Source organism: Mycobacterium asiaticum (assembly GCF_001673365.1).
In the GTDB taxonomy this organism is placed as follows: Bacteria; Actinomycetota; Actinomycetes; order Mycobacteriales; family Mycobacteriaceae; genus Mycobacterium; species Mycobacterium asiaticum_A.
The window spans coordinates 1-17,520 of sequence record NZ_LZLS01000219.1 but is presented as its reverse complement, the minus strand read 5'-3'; the positions used below and the strand labels follow the sequence as shown (position 1 = coordinate 17,520).

The following is a 17,520-nucleotide window of genomic DNA, read 5'->3' as shown; positions in this document are numbered from 1 at the left end:
GCTAACGATTCTCACCGGATTTCCACAGAAACCCCCTATGCTGCTCCTACCAATCCCCAGCGTGCCAAAGTATCTGTAGCGCACCGACTTGCAGCTAACGGCAGAGCATCCGGACATCGACGTAATCAGTCGTAGAAACGCACTCTCCAACTTTTTCAGTCGAAATGCCATAAACCATTCTGTCGCCGTAAATGCGGCGATACGATCTGCCGGCGAGTATCTGCCTGGTGTGGTTGTCCTCAATTGTGGGAGTAGCGCAATGTCCTATGTCTTCGCATCGCCGGAAATTCTGACCGCTACCGCCGCGGACCTGGCTCAGATTGGCTCGGCACTCAACACAGCAAACCGAGCTGCGGCTACGGCGACGACGCAGGTGGTCGCCGCGGCCGGGGACGAGGTATCGGCGGCAATTGCGGCGGTGTTCGACGCGCACGGACGCCAGTACCAGACGCTGAGTCTGCAGGCAGCGGCGTTTCAGGCGCAATTTCAGCGGGCGTTGACCGGTGCGGGTGGCGCCTACGCGATGGCCGAAGCGGCCAATGCCTCGCCGCTGCAAGCCCTTGAGCAGGCAATCTGGGGGACGATCAACGCCCCGACCCAGATGCTGCTGGGACGTCCGCTGATCGGTCACGGCACCGACGGGGCCGCAGGGACCGGACAGGCCGGCGGGGCGGGCGGACTGTTGTGGGGCAACGGCGGTGCCGGCGGGTCAGGGGCCGCGGGCCAGGTCGGCGGTCGCGGCGGGGACGCCGGCCTGTTCGGCAACGGCGGCCGAGGCGGCGTCGGTGGCACGGGAGTGATGGGCTCGTTGGGCCTGGAGGGAGCGAAGGGCGGCGCTGGCGGCAACGGCGGCAACGGCGGTGCCGGCGGCAACGGCGGGTGGCTCTGGGGAGCCGGCGGTGCGGGCGGAGCTGGGGGCTTGGGCGGTGTCGGTGGGACCGGCGGAGCCGGCGCGGTCGGTACGGCCGGGTCCGCGGTGCTCAACGCCGGCGCCGGTGGCATTGGCGGCACCGGCGGAGCGGGGGGCACTGGTGGTCAGGGCGGCGAGGGCGGCGCCGGCGGATCCTCGGGCTTGCTGGGCGGTGGCGCGGGCGCCCACGGCATCGGCGGCGACGGCGGGGCCGGTGGCATTGGTGGTGCGGGTGGTACCGGCGGCACGGGTGCAGATGATGCTGGTTCGGGCGCTGGTATCGGCGGCAAAGGGGGTACCGGCGGAGACGCCGGATTCGGTGGCACTGCCGGGACCGGCGGCAGCGCAGGCGTCGCGGGAACCGGGGGCACCGGCGGCGCAGGCGGCACGGGCGGGAACGGCACCCAGGGCGTAGCCGGTACCAATGGCGGCGGGGGCACCTCTGGTGGCAACGGTGGCGTCGGCGGGACCGGTGGTGCAGGTAACGGGGGCACCAATGGCAGCGGCGGAGCAGGTGGCACCGGCGGGACCGGTGGCCAGGGCGGCGTCGGAGATGCCGCTAGCGGCATCGGCGGTCAGGGTGGCACCGGCGGCACCGGCGGTAACGCCGGCATTGCGGGCACGGGTGGCAGTGGCGGCAGTTTCGGCAACGCCGGCACCGGCGGAACGGGCGGAACCGGGGGTTACGGCGCGCACGGCGGCTGGGGCGGGAACGGCGGTACGCCGGGTGAATCGCCCACCGGCAGCGCTGTCGGCGGGGCCGGTGGAACGGGCGGCGTGGGCAACAACGGTTACGGCGGATTCGGCGGCGAGGGCGGCAGCGCAACCAGCAACGGAACCGGATCAGCAACCGGCGGAGCGGGCGGAACCGGTGGCGCCGGCACCTTACAAGGCGGTCAGGGCGGGCGTGGGGGTACCGGGACAGTGAACAACGCGACTTCGACAGCCACCGCATCCGGCGGCGCCGGCGGCGTCGGTGCCGTAGGCGTCACGGACGGCGGTTACGGCGCAGATGGTGGCGATGCGTTCAACTACGGCCTCGGAAACGCAATCGGCGGCAAGGGCGGTGATGCCGGCAGTACCAGTGGCACCGGCAACGGCTGGGAGGGCGGACGCGGCGGTACTGCGGAGATCTACAACGTCGACTCCGCGGGTGACGCCACGGGCGGCCGCGGCGGCAACGGCGGCACGGGCACCAGCGGCGGCTGGGGCGGCCGTGGTGGTGGGGCCAGCACTCTTGGAAATGGAACAGCTACCGGAGGTGACGGCGGCACCGGCGGCGACGGCACTACCGGCTTCGGCGGCCGCGGCGGCGAGGGCGGCTACGCGGAAGCCCGCGGCGCCGGAGACGCCATCAGCGGAGACGGCGGGCGAGGAGGTACCGGCGAGGCGGGCGGTGGGGACGGCGGCGAAGGAGGTTGGGCGGAGAACAGCGGAACCGGAAACGCCATCGGTGGCGACGGCGCGGACGGCACCAGCGGCGGCACCACCGGCACCGGCGGCCACGGCGGATGGGCCGGCAGTGCGCTTATCAGCAATCCCGACTCGACCGGGTCCGCCATTGGCGGGCGCGCCGGTGCGGGTGCGGGTGGCACCAGTGGCGGGGACGGCGGGAGCGGCGGAACGGCTCAAACAGAGGGAACCGGCACCGTCACTGCCACGGCTGGCGGCGCGGGCGGCGACGGCACCACTGGCGACGGGGGGGCTGGCGGACGCGGCGGAGGAACGGCTCTGGCAAACAGCTCTGACACGCGGGACGCGGTCGGTGCGGTCGGTGGCACGGCCGGAACGGGCGGCACCAACGGCGTCGGTGGTCGCGGCGGCGAGGGCGGTGCCGCGTACACCAACGGATCTGGCGACGCCATCGGCCGCGACGGCGGACTCGGCGGCGTCGGTGGCGCGGGCGGCGGTGCCGGCGGTGCTGGCGGCGACGCCTTCAACTTTGGAACTGGAAATGCGATCGCCGGGAGCGGTGCGGACGGCACCAGCGGGGGTAGCACGGGTAGTGGCGGCGACGGTGGGCGCGGCGGCAGCGCGGCGATCGGCAGCAACGGCGACGCGCGCGACGCTGTCGGTGGCCGCGCCGGAGCCGGCGGAGCCGGCGGCACCAACGGCGCCGGCGGAAACGGCGGCCAAGGCGGCTATGCCTCAAACGAAGGTGCCGGAAACGCTATCGGCGCGGTCGGCGGCGCCGGCGGTAGCGGCGTCACGGGCGGTTTCGGTGGCGCCGGTGGTGACGCGTTCGCCAACGGCAGCGGAGATGCGACTGGTGGTGCCGGCGGTATCGGCGGAACCGGCGCCGCCGGTGTGGGCGGGGGTGGCGGCCACGGCGGAAACGCCGCCATCTGGGCGCAGGATTCATCGGCTACCGCCACCGGTGGCGACGGCGGCCTCGGTGGGACCGGCGCTATTGGTGGCGGTCGAGGCGGCAACGGGGGTTTCGCGGAAATTTTGAACGACCTTGCTACCGATCCCGCCACCGGCATCGGCGGGAAGGGTGGTGACGGCGGCGCCGCGACAGGGATCTTGAGTGACGGCGGCGACGGCGGCAACGGCGGTTGGGCAACGGTAGATGTCGGAACCGCCACGGGCGGGCTGGGCGGCGCTGGAGGCGCCGGCGGTCCTGGCGGTTCCAACGGTAATCCGGGCACCCCCTGATCAAGCGCTGAAGCTCCGGGCTCCTGGGTAGGGTTCTTGGGTGCCCGAGATCCCCGCGCAGTACCTACTGTCGGCTGACGCACCGAGCCCGCGCACCCTCATCGACATCATCAAAGAAACCGCCGCGCGCTACCCGGACGCCGCAGCGATCGACGACGGCGAAGTACAGCTCACCTACAGCGAGCTGATCGAAGACATGACCGACAGCGTCGACTGGCTGGCCGCCCGAGGCATCGGGCGCGGCGACCGGATCGGCATTCGGATGCCCTCGGGCAGTTACTCGTTGTACATGGCGATCCTGTCGGTACTGACCGCCGGGGCGGCTTATGTGCCGGTTGACGCCGACGACCCCGACGAACGCGCCGAGTTGGTGTTCGGCGAGGCCAATGTCGTTGCGGTCATTACCGATCAGGGCATCATCCGAACCCAAGGCGCCTCGCGTGGCTGGCTGGCGGGCGCGCCAACGCCTCGCGACGATGCGTGGATCATCTTCACGTCCGGATCGACCGGCACCCCGAAGGGCGTGGCGGTCACCCATCGCAGTGCTGCCGCGTTCGTCGACGCCGAAGCCCAGATGTTCTTGCGGGACAACCCAATTGGGCCTGGCGACCGGGTGCTGGGCGGGTTGTCGGTGGCATTCGACGCGTCGTGTGAGGAGATGTGGTTGGCGTGGCGCCACGGTGCATGCCTGGTTCCCGCACCGCGATCGCTGGTGCGCAGCGGGATGGACCTTGGGCCGTGGTTGGTCACCCGCGACGTGACCGTGGTCTCGACGGTGCCCTCGCTGGCCGCCCTGTGGCCCGCTGAGGCGCTGGAAGCGGTGCGGCTGTTGATCTTCGGTGGCGAAGCGTGCCCACCTGAATTGGCCGAGCGACTCGCCGTAGACGGTCGCGAGGTGTGGAACACCTACGGTCCCACCGAGGCCACCGTGGTCGCGTGCGCCGCGCGACTTGACGGCGCCGGGCCGATCAGCATCGGACTTCCGTTGGCGGGATGGGACCTGGCCGTCGTTGACGGCGACGGTGACCAGGTCGATTACGGCGGTACCGGCGAATTGGTGATCGGCGGCGTGGGACTGGCCCGCTACCTCGATACGGGTAAGGATGCCGAGAAGTACGCCCCAATGCCGGCTTTGGGGTGGAACCGGGCGTACCGCAGCGGGGACCTGGTGCGGCTGGAACGCGACGGACTCTACTTTTGCGGCCGCAGCGACGACCAGGTCAAGGTCGGGGGTCGCCGCATCGAACTCGGTGAAGTGGACTCCGCGCTGGTCAACCTCGCCGGGGTCAGCGGTGGCGCTGCCGCGGTCCGGCACACCGCCACCGGAACAGCGGTGTTGGTCGGCTATGTCGTCAGCGCGGACCCGTGTTTCGATATCGCCAAGGCGCGCAACGAACTTGCCCAACACCTGCCTGCCGCCCTGGTACCGCGCCTGGTGCGAATCGAAGAGCTGCCCACCCGGACGTCCGGCAAAGTCGACCGGGACGCGTTGCCGTGGCCGCCCCCGGGCCAAGACACCGAGGAGACACCGGAGCTCGCAGGCACCGCCGGGTGGTTGGCCGGGCTGTGGCGAGATCTGCTCGGCACCCCGGTGACAGGTGCCGGGGCCGACTTCTTCGCGCTCGGCGGCGGTTCGCTGGCCGCCGCACAACTGGTCGCCACGCTGCGGCGGAAGTATCCGCAGATCACCGTCGCCGATCTCTATGACCACCCGCGGCTGGGTTCCCTCGCCGGATTCCTCGACGACCTCGACCCACCACCGCAAGTGACCGAGCGGGTGGTGCGACCAACGCCGATGCGCACCCAACTCGCCCAGACCGTGTTGATGGTGCCGCTGGCGACATTGGCCGCGCTGCAGTGGATTACCTGGCTTGCGTTGGGGAACAACATCGCTCGTGGAATGCACGTGGTCTCTTGGACGGTCGCGGTCAACTGGTGGCTGGTGGCGGTTGCCTTCGTCGTGTTCGTCACGCCGGTGGGCCGGATGGGCATCGCCGTGCTCTTCGCTCGTCTGCTGCTGTTCAACGTCAAGCCAGGCAGTTATCCGCGCGGCGGCTCGGTGCACCTACGGGTGTGGTTCGCCGAGCGCCTCGCAGCGGCCAGCGGTGCGGAGAATCTGGCCGGTGCACCGTGGCTGGTCTATTACGCCCGAGCGCTCGGAGCCGACATCGGCAAGGGCGTCGACCTGCACTCGGTGCCCCCGGTGACCGGGCTGCTGGCGGTCGGTCAACGCAGCGCGATCGAACCGGAAGTCGACCTGCGCGGACATTGGGTCGACGGCGACCTGTTCCATTTAGGCGCCATCACCATCGGGGACGACGCGACAATCGGAGCCCGCACCACCCTGTTGCCCGGTGCCGTCGTCGGAAAGAACGCGGACGTCGCGCCGGGTTCGGGTGTGATCGACAAGATCAAGAACGGCCAATACTGGAAGGGTTCGCCGGCGGCCAAGTCCGGCCGGGTCAATCACCCGTGGCCGGACGAACGGCCGGCGCGCCGGTCGCACTGGGTGGCCGGCTACGGGATCACTTCCTTGTTGCTGGCCGGGTTGCCGCTGCTCGCGGTGGTGGCTGGGCTCGCCATCATCGGCATGGCGGTCCACCACACCCGCAGCCTCTCGCAGGCCGTTCTGCCCGCATTGCTGTGGACGCCCGTCGCGGCACTGGCTGGGATTGCCACCTATGCCTTGGCGACCCTGGTGGGGGTACGACTGCTATCAATCGGCCTGCGGGCGGGTTATCACCCGGTTCGCAGCCGCGTCGGCTGGCAGCTGTGGACCACCGAACGGTTGATGGACGCCGCGCGCAACTATCTGTTCCCGCTGTATGCAAGTCTGCTAACCCCCATCTGGCTGCGCCTGCTGGGTACCCGGGTGGGCCGCGGCACCGAGATTTCCACCGTGCTGCTCACCCCCAAGTTCGCCGTCATCGAAGACGGGGCGTTTTTGGCCGACGACACCATGGTCGCCTCCTACGAGCTGGGCGGGGGTTGGATCTACGCCGCGGAGACCACGGTCGGCCGGCGCGCATTCCTCGGCAATTCCGGTATCACTCAGCCCGGCCGGCGGGTCCCGGACGACGGACTGGTCGCGGTGCTGTCGGCGACACCGCCGAAGGCCAAGCGCGGTTCGTCCTGGCTGGGCAGCCCGCCGATGCGGTTGCGACGACGCCCGGCTGCGGCGGATGAGGAGACGACGTTCGACCCGCCGACGCGGTTGAAGGTGATGCGTGGCGCCGTCGAAATCTGTCGCCTGCTGCCGGTCTTCGTGTCCGTTGCACTCGGCTTGGCGATACTGGGTATATTGCAGGCGCTGGCAACAAGATTCGGCATCGGCTGGACCACCCTGGCCGGCGGCCTGGTGTTGCTGGTCGCGGGTGTGATGGCCGGGGTGGTGACGGTCGCCGCCAAGTGGGTGCTGGTCGGCCGGATCAAGGCCAACGAGTACCCGCTGTGGTCGTCTTTCGTGTGGCGCAACGAACTTGCCGACACGTTCATCGAAACCGTTGCGGCACCGTGGTTTGCGCGTGCCGCTAGCGGAACACCGGTGCTGAACCTGTGGTTGCGCGGGCTGGGTGCCGCGATCGGGCGCGGCGCCTGGTGTGAAACCTATTGGCTCCCAGAGGCGGATCTCGTCACACTCGGTGCAGGTAGCACGGTGAACCGCGGCTGCGTGGTGCAGACGCATCTGTTCCACGACCGGATCATGCGAATGGACAGCGTCGTGCTGGAGCCCGGCGCCACCCTCGGTGCGCACTGTGTTGCACTGCCAGCCGCACGGCTCGGTGCCGGGGCCTCCGTCGGCCCCGCTTCACTGGTGGTACGCGGGGACGAAGTGCCCGGATCGACACGCTGGCAAGGCAATCCGGTCCGACCCTGGAAATCGGCCGACAAATCCGCCAAGAATACGGGCAAGAAGAAGGCTCGCAAGGACGCCGCGGTCGAGGGCACTGCGGCGTGAAGTCCCCGGCGAAGAAGTCCCCGAAAAACGGGGTGATCGATCCCTACCTGCCGCAGAACGGCAACTTCGGTTATGCCGTATCACGTTACGAGCTCGACCTCGAGTACAAGGTGGCTATCAATCGGCTGTCGGGAACGGCCACGATCACCGCCGTCACGACGGCCGAGTTACAAGAGTTCACTCTCGATCTATCGGCCGCCCTCTCGGTGTCGAAGGTGTCGGTGAACGGGAAGCGGGCAGCCCGCTTCGGCTGCCGCGGCGGTAAGTTGCACATCGCACTGACCTCGAAGTTGGCCGCCGGCGCCGCGATGTCGATTGTCATCCGCTACGGCGGGACGCCCAAACCGCTCCGAACACTGTGGGGGGAGGTCGGTTTTGAGGAACTGACCGAGGGCGCGCTGGTTGCGGGCCAACCCAATGGTGCCGCCTCTTGGTTTCCCTGCAACGACCATCCAAGCGCCAAGGCCGCCTTCGCGATTCAGATCAGCACCGAATCCGCGTACCGGGTGATCGCGAACGGCGAACTGGTATCGCGCCGAACGCGTGCCTCGCAGACGGTGTGGACCTACGAGCAACCCGAGCCGACGTCCACCTACCTCATCACGCTGCAGATCGGTGTGTACGAGACGACGCGACTGGCCCGGACGCCGGTGGCGATCCGGGCGGCGTTACCCGAACGCCTCAAGGACGATTTCGACCACGACTTCGCCCGGCAGCCCGAGATGATGGAGTTGTTCGTCGAGCTATTCGGACCTTACCCGCTGGCCGACGGGTACACGGTGGTGGTCACCGACGATGCTTTGGATATTCCACTTGAAGCGCAAGGCATTTCGATCTTCGGTGCCAACCATTGCGATGGCACCGGCGCGAGTGAACGGCTCATCGCCCACGAACTGGCACACCAGTGGTTCGGCAACTCGGTGACCGCACGCCAGTGGCGCGACATCTGGTTGCATGAAGGCTTCGCCTGCTACGCCGAGTGGTTGTGGTGCGAGCGCAGTGGCGGTCGCAGCGCGGACGAGCTGGCTCGCCACTACCACGACGAGCTGCGCCAGAAGCCGCAGGATCTGCTGCTGACCGATCCCGGGCCGCGCCACATGTTCGACGACCGGGTGTACAAGCGCGGCGCGCTGACCCTGCACGCGCTACGCGAGCAGCTCGGTGACGAGAAATTCTTTGCGCTGCTGAAGGATTGGACTACCCGGTTCCGGCACGCCACCGCCGTCACCGATGACTTCACCGCACTGGCCGCCAACTACACCGACGAGTCGTTGCGGCCATTGTGGGCAGCGTGGCTGTATTCGACTGAGGTGCCGTGACTACAAGTTGGCCAGATCATCGGGCACGTCTACTTTGTGCGCCTGCAACACCTCCAGCGGCACCACTTCCAAAGTGCGCTCATGAGTAGCGGCCAGCACTACCGGAGCGGCGCAGCCGTCGTTGTGGGCCCGTAGCCAGTTCAGCGCGGTGACACACCATCGATCACCGGGAAGCAGCCCGGGAAACCGGTACTCCGGGACCGGTGTTGACAGGTCGTTGCCGATTGAGCGCTGGTGCTCGAGGAACTCGGCGGTCACGACGGCACAGATGGTGTGCAGCCCGCGGTCCTCGTCCCCGCTGGAACAGCAGCCGTCGCGGTAGAAGCCGGTAACTGGCTCGTTGCCGCATGGCTCCAATGGGCCACCCAGCACGTTGCGGTCGGGCAGACGATCAGGCATGCGCCTAGTATTGCGCTTTCTACGGCGATTGTTTGGCTTTAGCGACCTGCCAATTGAGTGCCACGGGTGCGTTCCCCTGGGCTTGCCAAACGATGCCTGCAGCAATAGTGCTGATCGGAAACTGTGTGCATCTACAAGTCTGGAACGCGGGCGCGGGGAATGGACTAGGTTCAGCGGCGTGATACTTACGGGCGCATTCCTGGCCGACGCGGCCGCCGTCGTCGATAACAAACTCAACGTGTCCGGCGGGGTGCTGTCCCGATTTGCGCTCGGGCCGGATCGGTCGGCGCGGTTCATCCTGGTGGTGTTGACGCAGGCCGAGCCGGGAAACTCCGACCGGATACTCAAGATCGAGATGAGACCGCCGACGGACGAAGACCCGATTCGGTTGGAGTTCGAGGTGCCGGAAGCCTCCGTCGCCGAGTTCCCTGGGTTCGCCTTCTTCGAGCTCCAGCTGCGCCTACCTGCGGACGGCCGCTGGGTGATGGTGGTAACCGGTGGCACTGGCGCGATCTCGCTCCCGGTGCTGGTGAGCGAGTTCGCGCCGCCAGCCCAGCCGCCGTCGTTCGGGCTCTAGCCGCTGGCCTGTCAGGCCAGCGCCGGCACCACGGTGTCGGTGAGCAACTGCACCGACTTCCATGCCTCCTCGACCGGCATCCCGCCGACAAACGGGTGCAGCACGATCGGCCCGTAGAAATCTCCGGCCTGCTGCGCGGACCGGACTTCGGCGATCAGCTCATCGGGCGTCACGAATCGGTAGCGCCCCGACGCCCTGACCTCCTCGAGTGTTTGCACTCCGGGCAAATGCATCAAGGATCTTTCCTCGCTCGACCATCCGCCGTAGGTGACGGCCTCCCAGAGAATGTGTCCACCGAGTTCGGCCCACGCCCGCTCGGGATCCTCATGCAGGTAGATCATTCCCCTGTTGACCGGTCCGGGCATGATGACAAACGGCTTCGTGCCCGCCGTCTCGCACAATCGGCGGTACTCGTCGGCCACATCGGGTAGATAATCGGCGAGGCTCAGCGGCAACCCGAACCGCGCCGCACGGCGCGCGGTAGCGCGTGAACCGCCTCCGATATACAGCGGCGGGTGCGGTCTGGTCCAAGTCCCGGCGCAGTTTTCTGCGGCCGACCAGACCGAGAGCATGCGCTCGATCAGGCTGTCCATCAGCCTGCCGCGTCGACTGAAATCGACACCGAGAGAATCGAATTCGACGGTGCGATAGCCCAGACCGACCGTAGTGTGCAGCCGGCCGCGACTCATGTTGTCCACCAACGCAATGTCCTCTGCGAGACGGACGGGATTCCACAGCGGACCCAGCGCGCAGTCCACACTGGCGATCATGGTCGACGTGCGCGCCAGAAACATCGACGCGGCCATAATCGGATTACAGCTCCAACCGTGCCCGGTCGCGTGGTGTTCGTCGACGCTTACCGTGGTGATACCCCTGCCTTCGCCCCACTGCGCCAATTCGAGTGCGGCATTGATCAATTCGCTCTGCTTTCGCGGATCGCCTTGCGGGGAGCCGAAGTTGAAGCGCAGTACCGTCAGCAGCATGCCCGCTACCCGGCCTGCGATCGGATGAACGCAGGGAAGTCGGGGAACAGCGCGCGGTCGACGATCTCGATGCGGGTGCCGGCCGCATCCACGTAGTAGGCGAACATGGCCAACTCCGAGCCGGGCACCGCGGCGGTCATTTCGAAGACGAAGCCGTTGTCCTCCAACAGCCGACCCGACTCGCCGAGATTGTCGCTGAAGTAACCCAGGTGGTGAACGGCGTTGCCCGGCGCGGCCATCCAGACGGTATCCGGAACCTGCTGCACCAGTTCGAGGTACGGTTCCTGAACCGAGTAGACCAATGTTGGTGTCAGTTCGCGGACCCCGGCGGCGGTGCGAAAAGGCAGCGTGTAACTCATCGGCTCGATCCACTGGTAGCCGGCTAGCGAGCTCAGCCGGGCCATTGCCGCCTCTAGATCTGGCACCACGATGCCGGTGTGGTAGAGGTCCTCAGGGCGAAGCGCGAAGGTCATGAGTTGCTCGCAATCTGTTGTTTGAGCCACGCGGTTTCCCAGAAGTTCACACTGTCGGCCAACAGATCCTGGTGGGCTTGCCGCAGCACGTCACGCACCCCGGGATACTCGGACGGAACCAATTCGGCTAGGTGAATGGCTTCCAGCGCACGGCCCGCGGCCAAGTGGGTTCGCGCCCGTTCCACGAGTGCGTCGGTCGCCGGCAAGTTCGACCACGTCTGCGGCGACGGCCTCGAAACCGACTGGGTAGAGTTCGGTCGTCGAACGTTGATGGAACCAGCCGGAGTAGTTTTCCCAGACGGCCCGCACATCCCATGCGACTTTTCCATAGCCTTGGCCCACTTCGTATTCCGCGGGCAGCACGATGTCGCGCATCAAGGTCCGAACATCTTTGCCGTCGTTCATCCCGTCCACGGTCTGATCATGCAGATAGGCGATGGCGTCGCGGAGCCTGGTCAGTTCGGTGTTGATAAGCGCGGCACCGGAGATCGGTTCGAAGTGGCCGGTCACCAGAAGTTCGGGTTGCAGCTCGCGCACCCGTTCGATCGACGCGATCGCGGTCAGGGCATCCCGATAGCGGTCACCGCGCATCGTGACCAGATTGGGAATGTGGCCGAATACCGGCCCGAAGGTGTTTCCGCACAGGCAGATTCGCTCATCGGGCAGCCACACCACCAGCGAGTCGCTGGTCTCGCCACCGGGCACCGAAATCAGCTCCAACCGTCGACCGCCGACGTGCAGACCGAGGGTGTCCTCGAAGTCGACATCCACGGTGGGGACGCTCTGCGCTGGTAACCGTTTGGTGCCGAGGCGCTCTTGGATCGCCTGAATGCCGGCACCGAGGGTGTCCTTGAATGCGAATGCGCTGCGGCTGGCTCGGTACGGGATGAGCCGTTGGTTGTCGTCGCGCCACAGCTTCCAATTCGCTTGCGCGACAACCGTCGTATCCGGGTCGCGGACGCTGTCCAGGCCGCCCACGTGGTCGACATGGCCCTGGGTGAAGATGATGTAGCGCACCGGGGCGGAGTCGACCGCGTCGAAGTTGGCGCGATGAACCGGACCTTCGAAACCCATTCCGGTGTTGACGATTACGCGGCCCTCGTCAGTGGTCAACAGGTAGGAGTTTGACAGGCCCGGCGAACACCACAATCCCGGCGCTATCAGTTCGGCCTGCTCGGCGCAGGCGGGACGCATGGCGTCGGCACCTGGGCGCCGTCGGTACACCGGTTCGGATGTCACTGTTTCTCCCTCGTCCGGCCTCACTCGGGGCGCACGTCGAATCTGTCGAAGTAGAAGTCGAACCGCGCGCGCAACTCCGCGGGCGAGATTGCGAAATGGCGTTGCAGGTCGTAGCGGATTCGGCCGTGCTTGCCGCGCGGATTGCCGTCGAGGTACTGCTGGAACCGGTTGCGCACCCGATCGGGCAGTTCCACGTCACCGCGCCGGTAAAGCTCGTCCAGGACCGGCATTTCGTTGCCGTTGAGTTGATGGAAACTGACGTCGATGCTGCGTTCGGCCGGGACCAGCTCGCGGTCGCGCACGCAGGCGCTGAGCAGTCTGTGCACCCGGTCGCTCCAGTAGTCCAGCAGCCAATCGGGATCGATGCTGTTGCGGCGCAGCCGATCCGAGTAGGCCATCATGGTGATCGCCGACTGGATCACCGCTACCGGGTCCCGGTGGGTGAAGGCCACCGTCGCGTCGGGAAACGTCGCCATCAAGGGACCAAGCTGCTCACAGTGCTGCGGACTTTTCAATACCCAGGTGCGTGGACCACGCAGAAATGTCAACGCCTGCAGAACTTTACGCAGATATCCGTAGTGCCGGTACTGGTCCAGCTTCAGGTAGTAGTCGCGCCAATCCGGTACCCGTGCGTGCCATTCCAGGACGTAGGAGGCCAGGTCCAGGTCGAGGATCTCGACTTCTTCCTCAATGGCCTCCGGAAAGCGGTCGTGCATCGCCGCTACCACCGGAGCACTCGCCATGAGCGCGTCGTGCTCCTGCTTGATCCGCGTGTATCGCGGATCCACACCGCAGGCGTCGGGACCCTCACCGCGCGCCGGTAGCGGATCCTGGCTCTCCCAGTACGGCAGGGCCCGCCGGCGCGGGTCTGCGGCAATCAGATTCACCAAATGCGTGGTGCCCGACCGCGGCATCCCGACGACGATGAAGGGCCGTTCGATGGGAATCGATTCGATCTCTGGATACCGCTTGATCAGCTCGGTCAGTGACAACCGGTTACGCAGCAGCCGCACCACCCGTCGGCGCAGGGTCGATCGGGTGAGTTGACGCAATCCCTCGTCGGCCTCGATCGCGGCTACGTGCGCGGCCAACCGCTCGCTGAAGCCGTCGGTGTCGTCGAGGTCGTGCACGCCGGCCTGATCGCGCGCCTCGGCGATCATCGCGTCGATATCGAACTCGACGTGCCGGGACTCGGTGAATTTCAGGATCTGCTGCTGGACCTCGGTCAGCTGGGGTGACGTGAGATCGTCGAAGTCAAGGTCCCCGACGTTCGGCAAGCCACCAGAATCCACGCCTTGGCCTCCTGACATTGACGCCGTCGAATATATCGAGCGAGGCATCCGATTGGGTTACCTCTGTGCGGAGCGGTAGTTTCACCGGGTGATAGTCGGGGCCTTCCTGGCCGAAGCCGCGTCGGCGGTAGACAACAAACTCAACGTCTCGGGCGGTGTGCTGCTCAGATTCGCCGTGGAGGCCGACCGGTTCGCCCAGTTCCTGCTCGTGGTGCTCACCCAAGCGGAGAACGACACTCCGGAGCGGCGCATCGAAGTCGAGATCAGGCCGCCGAGCGGCGACGAACCGCTCAACATCGAATTCGAGTTACCCCAGGCGGCCACCACTGCTGAGCTGGGATTCGCCATCTTCCCGATCGAGGTGACCCTGCCGGTGGACGGCCGATGGGTGCTGGTGGTGACCGGTGGGGCGGGCATGATCTCGCTTCCGCTGATAGTTAGTGGTTAAGTCGAGCAATGGCGACACCGAACGAACCCGGGAATCCCGGCGAACAACCGTGGAACCAACCGTACGGATACCAACCACCTTCGCAGTATCCGCAGGTCCCACCGCCGAACCTGTCAAAGCACGAACCACCAGCGCAGCCCGGCTATCCGCCCCCGCCGCCTGGTTATCCGGCCCAACCGCCGGGTTATCCGCCCCAACCGCCGGGGTATCCAGGCCAACCCGGTTACCCGGGACAACAGGGCTATCTCCCCACCCCTCCCGATGCATACGGCGCTTATCCGGGATCGGGCGATCCCGAAGCACCGTTTGGGCGCGACCCCGCGACGGGGATGCCGCTGTCCGACAAGTCCGCAACCACGGCCGGTTTACTCCAGCTGTTTTTCGGTGTGTTCGGTGTCGGCCGGTTCTATCTCGAGTCGACGCAGATCGCGGTGATTCAGTTGTGCCTGGGCCTGGCCGGGGTGGTGCTCACGGTGCTGTGCGGCGTCGGCATTTTCCTACTGCTCGGCGTCGGCGTGTGGGCCCTGGTTGACGCGATCATGATCTTCTCCGGCAGCGTCCCGGACAACTACGGTCGCAAGCTCCGCTAGTGACGCCGACGGTGACAGCGGGATAACAATTCCCAACCTCAAATTGTCGCGGGCCGGTATGGCGCGTCCGGCACGGCGCGGCGAAAATTTACCGTCACGTCGTGCACCGTCGAACCGCTCTCAAGCTGCCGCTGGCATTGGCGGTTGGCACGGCACTGACCCGCACCCCGCGCGCCTCCGCCGAGGCGGGCAGGTGGCCCGCTGACCGCGCGCACAACTGGTATCAAGCCCAGGGCTGGCTCGTCGGCGTCAACTACATCACCTCCACGGCCATCAACCAGCTGGAGATGTTCCAGGCCGGGACTTATGACGCCCGGCGCATCGACAACGAACTCGCCGCGGCCCGCTTCTACGGATTCAACACCGTGCGGGTATTCCTGCATGACCAGCTGTGGGTGCAAGACCGGACGGGCTTCCAAGCCCGCCTGGCACAGTTTGTCGGCATCGCGGCACGCCACGGCATCAAGCCGCTTTTCGTGCTGTTCGACTCCTGCTGGGACCCGTTCCCCCGACTCGGTCAGCAGCGGGCGCCGCGACCGGGGGTGCACAACTCCGGGTGGGTACAGGGGCCGGGCGCCGAACACATCGATGACCGCCGCTACCTTCCCTTCCTGCAGGACTATGTCACGGGCGTACTGAGCCAGTTCCGCAACGACGACCGCATCCTGGGTTGGGATCTATGGAACGAACCCGACAACCCGTCGCGGGAATATCGCAAGGTCGAGCGCAAGGACAAACTGGACCGCGTCGCGGCACTGCTCCCCCAGGTCTTCCGGTGGGCGCGTGCTGTCGATCCCGTGCAACCACTGACAAGTGGTGTCTGGCAGGGGAATTGGGGCGATGCCGGGAGCCGCAGCGCGATTGCCAGCGTCCAGCTCGACAACGCCGACGTGATCACCTTCCACAGCTACGCCCCGCCCGGCGAGTTCGAAGGTCGGATCGCCGAACTCACGCCGTTGGGACGACCGATCATCTGCACCGAGTACCTGGCGCGTTCGCTGGGCAGCACCGTCCCGGGAATTCTGCCAATTGCCAAGCGGCACAACATCGGTGCGATGAACTGGGGCCTGGTAGCCGGAAAGAGCCAAACCTACTTTCCGTGGAGTACCTGGGATCGCCCGGCGACGACGGTGCCGAAACAGTGGTTCGCCGACCTACTGCAACCCGATGGGCGGCCCTTTGCGGACGGCGAGATGCAGACGATCCGGAAGTTGGCCAGCGGGCAGAATCAGGACTAGTCCCTTATGTTCGCGAGCCGCACCTGGCTGCGAGATTCGGCGCTTGAAACCGCAGCCAGGTTCGGCTCGCGATCAAAATGCCGGCGGGTCTGGGGCGCCCATCGGACGCTGATAGCCGGCTTCGACTTGCGGACGCCACTCGCGGTCTCGGGTTCTCTTCTGCTCGGGCAACTCCAATCGCGCTGTCACCATCGGCAGGTAATAGGTGGCCGGCGCGCCCAGAATGTAGGTCGCGTTGCCCTCGACGAATGTCTTGTTCCCCGGATCGTTCAGACTGAGCCTGCTGTAATCACCGTGCACGCTGCGCAATTCGCCGCTGCCGCCGACAAAGTTGGCGGCGAACCTGTTCCATCGCGCGAAAGGGTTCGACAAATCGTTGGGGCAATCGGCCCAAAAGTCGTATTGCCGCACGATAACTTTGACCGTGTACCGGGTATCCGCCGGAAATCCGATTCCACCGTAGGCGGCCTTGCACCCGCTGCTTGGAATGCGGGTGCAACCGTTGAATTTGGTCTCCGGATCGCCGGTCAGAATGAATGTCACGGAGGCGGGATCGATATCGCTGGTGGGACCGAATCTGCGTAGCCAATCGTCTTCGACCTGCGCACCTTCGCTGTGGCCGAGCACGATCTTGCGTCCCGGGGTGGAATGCAGCATGCGATCCAGGGTGTCGGCGCCCTGGTTGACGAAGTACGCATTGGGCAGGTTGGTATACGGAACCTTGACCTTGACATTTGGCGCCGCAAAAAGCTCGCCGCGCAACCAATCCGAAGGCAGCGGAAAGAAAGCCGGGTTGAGCGTAAACACGGTCGCCGCACCTGATTCGTCGGCGGCCCTCGCAATAGACGGTGTCACGGCGTTAATGATTGTTAATGCCAACGCAATCACTAGCAGTAAGCGTGTCAGCTGCGCCATCTAATGCCCCACCCAAATCGACATCGCAGAATCAGCAATCGAATACATATCATCGCGCGCGTAAAAATCGTTGGCTGGTTACCCGATTGATATTCAAACGACGCCGCGCGCTCGCTCGCTCACTCGCGAGCCGAACCACACTGCGAGATTCGGGGCGCGAAATCGCAGCCAGGTTCGGCTCGCGGCTAGAAATGGCGGTGGCGGAGAGATTTGAACCCTATTCAGCTACCAGATCAGCGGCAGAAATGAGGATCTGGCTGCCGAATCATGTCAGCTCAGTTCAGGCGGTTGAGTCCAGATTCTCTAACTTTGTGTCCAAAGTGTGTCCACCGAGGGGCGTGGCGCGGACCTCAGTCACCGGTTACGAGACTCGCACGCGATCGCCGTCATCGTTCTTGTCCAGCTCGCGCCGGTAGGCCGGATCGCCGGAAGGAATGTTGCCCGGAGGAATTGTCAAGACCTGTGGATCGGGGTGTTTCAGGCGACCTCCGTTCCGGCTTGCTGGGCGTCGCCGTCTGATG

At 66.2% G+C, this 17,520-nt stretch carries 12 protein-coding genes and 1 pseudogene; 7 read left to right on the top strand and 6 right to left on the bottom strand.

Features of this window, described 5'->3' with window-relative positions; all coding sequences use genetic code 11:
* The first annotated feature begins 259 nt into the window (after window positions 1-259).
* Genes A5634_RS30065 through A5634_RS25815 form a run of 3 tightly spaced genes read left to right on the top strand, consistent with a single transcriptional unit; the run spans window position 260 to window position 8,845 of the window.
* Window positions 260-3,568 (top strand): PE family protein, encoded by a 3,309-nt coding sequence (locus A5634_RS30065; protein WP_065146873.1) that lies wholly within the window; start codon window positions 260-262, stop codon window positions 3,566-3,568.
* Between the two features lie 40 nt (window positions 3,569-3,608).
* Window positions 3,609-7,526, top strand: a complete 3,918-nt coding sequence (locus A5634_RS25820; RefSeq protein WP_065146872.1) for a Pls/PosA family non-ribosomal peptide synthetase — start codon at window positions 3,609-3,611, stop codon at window positions 7,524-7,526.
* On the top strand, window positions 7,523-8,845 hold the full coding sequence (locus A5634_RS25815) for a M1 family metallopeptidase (RefSeq protein ID WP_065146871.1): 1,323 nt from the start codon (window positions 7,523-7,525) through the stop codon (window positions 8,843-8,845). The genes A5634_RS25820 and A5634_RS25815 overlap by 4 nt, the downstream gene beginning before the upstream one ends.
* On the opposite strand, the gene A5634_RS25810 is transcribed toward A5634_RS25815, so the two are convergent.
* The gene (locus A5634_RS25810; protein WP_155769737.1) at window positions 8,846-9,244 is read right to left on the bottom strand and encodes a DUF2237 family protein; all 399 of its coding nucleotides are present in this window, start codon (window positions 9,242-9,244) and stop codon (window positions 8,846-8,848) included.
* Between the two features lie 178 nt (window positions 9,245-9,422).
* On the opposite strand from A5634_RS25810, the gene A5634_RS25805 reads away from it, so the two are divergent.
* On the top strand, window positions 9,423-9,821 hold the full coding sequence (locus tag A5634_RS25805) for a hypothetical protein (protein WP_065146870.1): 399 nt from the start codon (window positions 9,423-9,425) through the stop codon (window positions 9,819-9,821).
* Between the two features lie 11 nt (window positions 9,822-9,832).
* Here the strand turns inward: A5634_RS25805 and A5634_RS25800 are convergent, their stop codons facing one another.
* From A5634_RS25800 to A5634_RS25785, 4 genes and pseudogenes are all read right to left on the bottom strand, one after another.
* Window positions 9,833-10,804, bottom strand: coding sequence for an LLM class flavin-dependent oxidoreductase (locus A5634_RS25800; protein ID WP_065146869.1), 972 nt, complete (start codon window positions 10,802-10,804; stop codon window positions 9,833-9,835).
* A 5-nt stretch (window positions 10,805-10,809) separates the two neighbouring features.
* The gene (locus A5634_RS25795; protein WP_065146868.1) at window positions 10,810-11,277 is read right to left on the bottom strand and encodes a VOC family protein; all 468 of its coding nucleotides are present in this window, start codon (window positions 11,275-11,277) and stop codon (window positions 10,810-10,812) included.
* A pseudogene (locus A5634_RS25790) lies at window positions 11,274-12,471 on the bottom strand (MBL fold metallo-hydrolase). Before A5634_RS25790 ends, A5634_RS25795 begins: the two are co-directional and overlap by 4 nt.
* Window positions 12,472-12,536: 65 nt before the next feature.
* Entirely contained in the window at window positions 12,537-13,808 is a 1,272-nt protein-coding gene (locus A5634_RS25785; protein WP_253861907.1) for a sulfotransferase family protein, read from the bottom strand.
* Between the two features lie 88 nt (window positions 13,809-13,896).
* On the opposite strand from A5634_RS25785, the gene A5634_RS25780 reads away from it, so the two are divergent.
* From A5634_RS25780 to A5634_RS25770, 3 genes are all read left to right on the top strand, one after another.
* Entirely contained in the window at window positions 13,897-14,256 is a 360-nt protein-coding gene (locus A5634_RS25780) for a hypothetical protein (protein ID WP_065146866.1), read from the top strand.
* An 8-nt stretch (window positions 14,257-14,264) separates the two neighbouring features.
* Window positions 14,265-14,846, top strand: coding sequence for a TM2 domain-containing protein (locus A5634_RS25775; RefSeq protein WP_065146865.1), 582 nt, complete (start codon window positions 14,265-14,267; stop codon window positions 14,844-14,846).
* Between the two features lie 101 nt (window positions 14,847-14,947).
* A complete protein-coding gene (locus A5634_RS25770; RefSeq protein WP_065146864.1) occupies window positions 14,948-16,084 on the top strand; it encodes a cellulase family glycosylhydrolase in 1,137 nt (378 codons plus the stop codon).
* 72 nt (window positions 16,085-16,156) lie between these two features.
* On the opposite strand, the gene A5634_RS25765 is transcribed toward A5634_RS25770, so the two are convergent.
* A complete protein-coding gene (locus A5634_RS25765) occupies window positions 16,157-16,939 on the bottom strand; it encodes a PE-PPE domain-containing protein (protein ID WP_253861905.1) in 783 nt (260 codons plus the stop codon).
* Window positions 16,940-17,520: the final 581 nt, after the last annotated feature.

Bases quoted from the DNA above. Each gene is read 5' to 3' on its own strand.
- A5634_RS25810 (WP_155769737.1), bottom strand. From the start codon at position 9,244: ATGCCTGATCGTCTGCCCGACCGCAACGTGCTGGGTGGCCCATTGGAG.
- A5634_RS25775 (WP_065146865.1), top strand. From the start codon at position 14,265: ATGGCGACACCGAACGAACCCGGGAATCCCGGCGAACAACCGTGGAAC.
- A5634_RS25795 (WP_065146868.1), bottom strand. From the start codon at position 11,277: ATGACCTTCGCGCTTCGCCCTGAGGACCTCTACCACACCGGCATCGTG.
- A5634_RS25800 (WP_065146869.1), bottom strand. From the start codon at position 10,804: ATGCTGCTGACGGTACTGCGCTTCAACTTCGGCTCCCCGCAAGGCGAT.
- A5634_RS30065 (WP_065146873.1), top strand. From the start codon at position 260: ATGTCCTATGTCTTCGCATCGCCGGAAATTCTGACCGCTACCGCCGCG.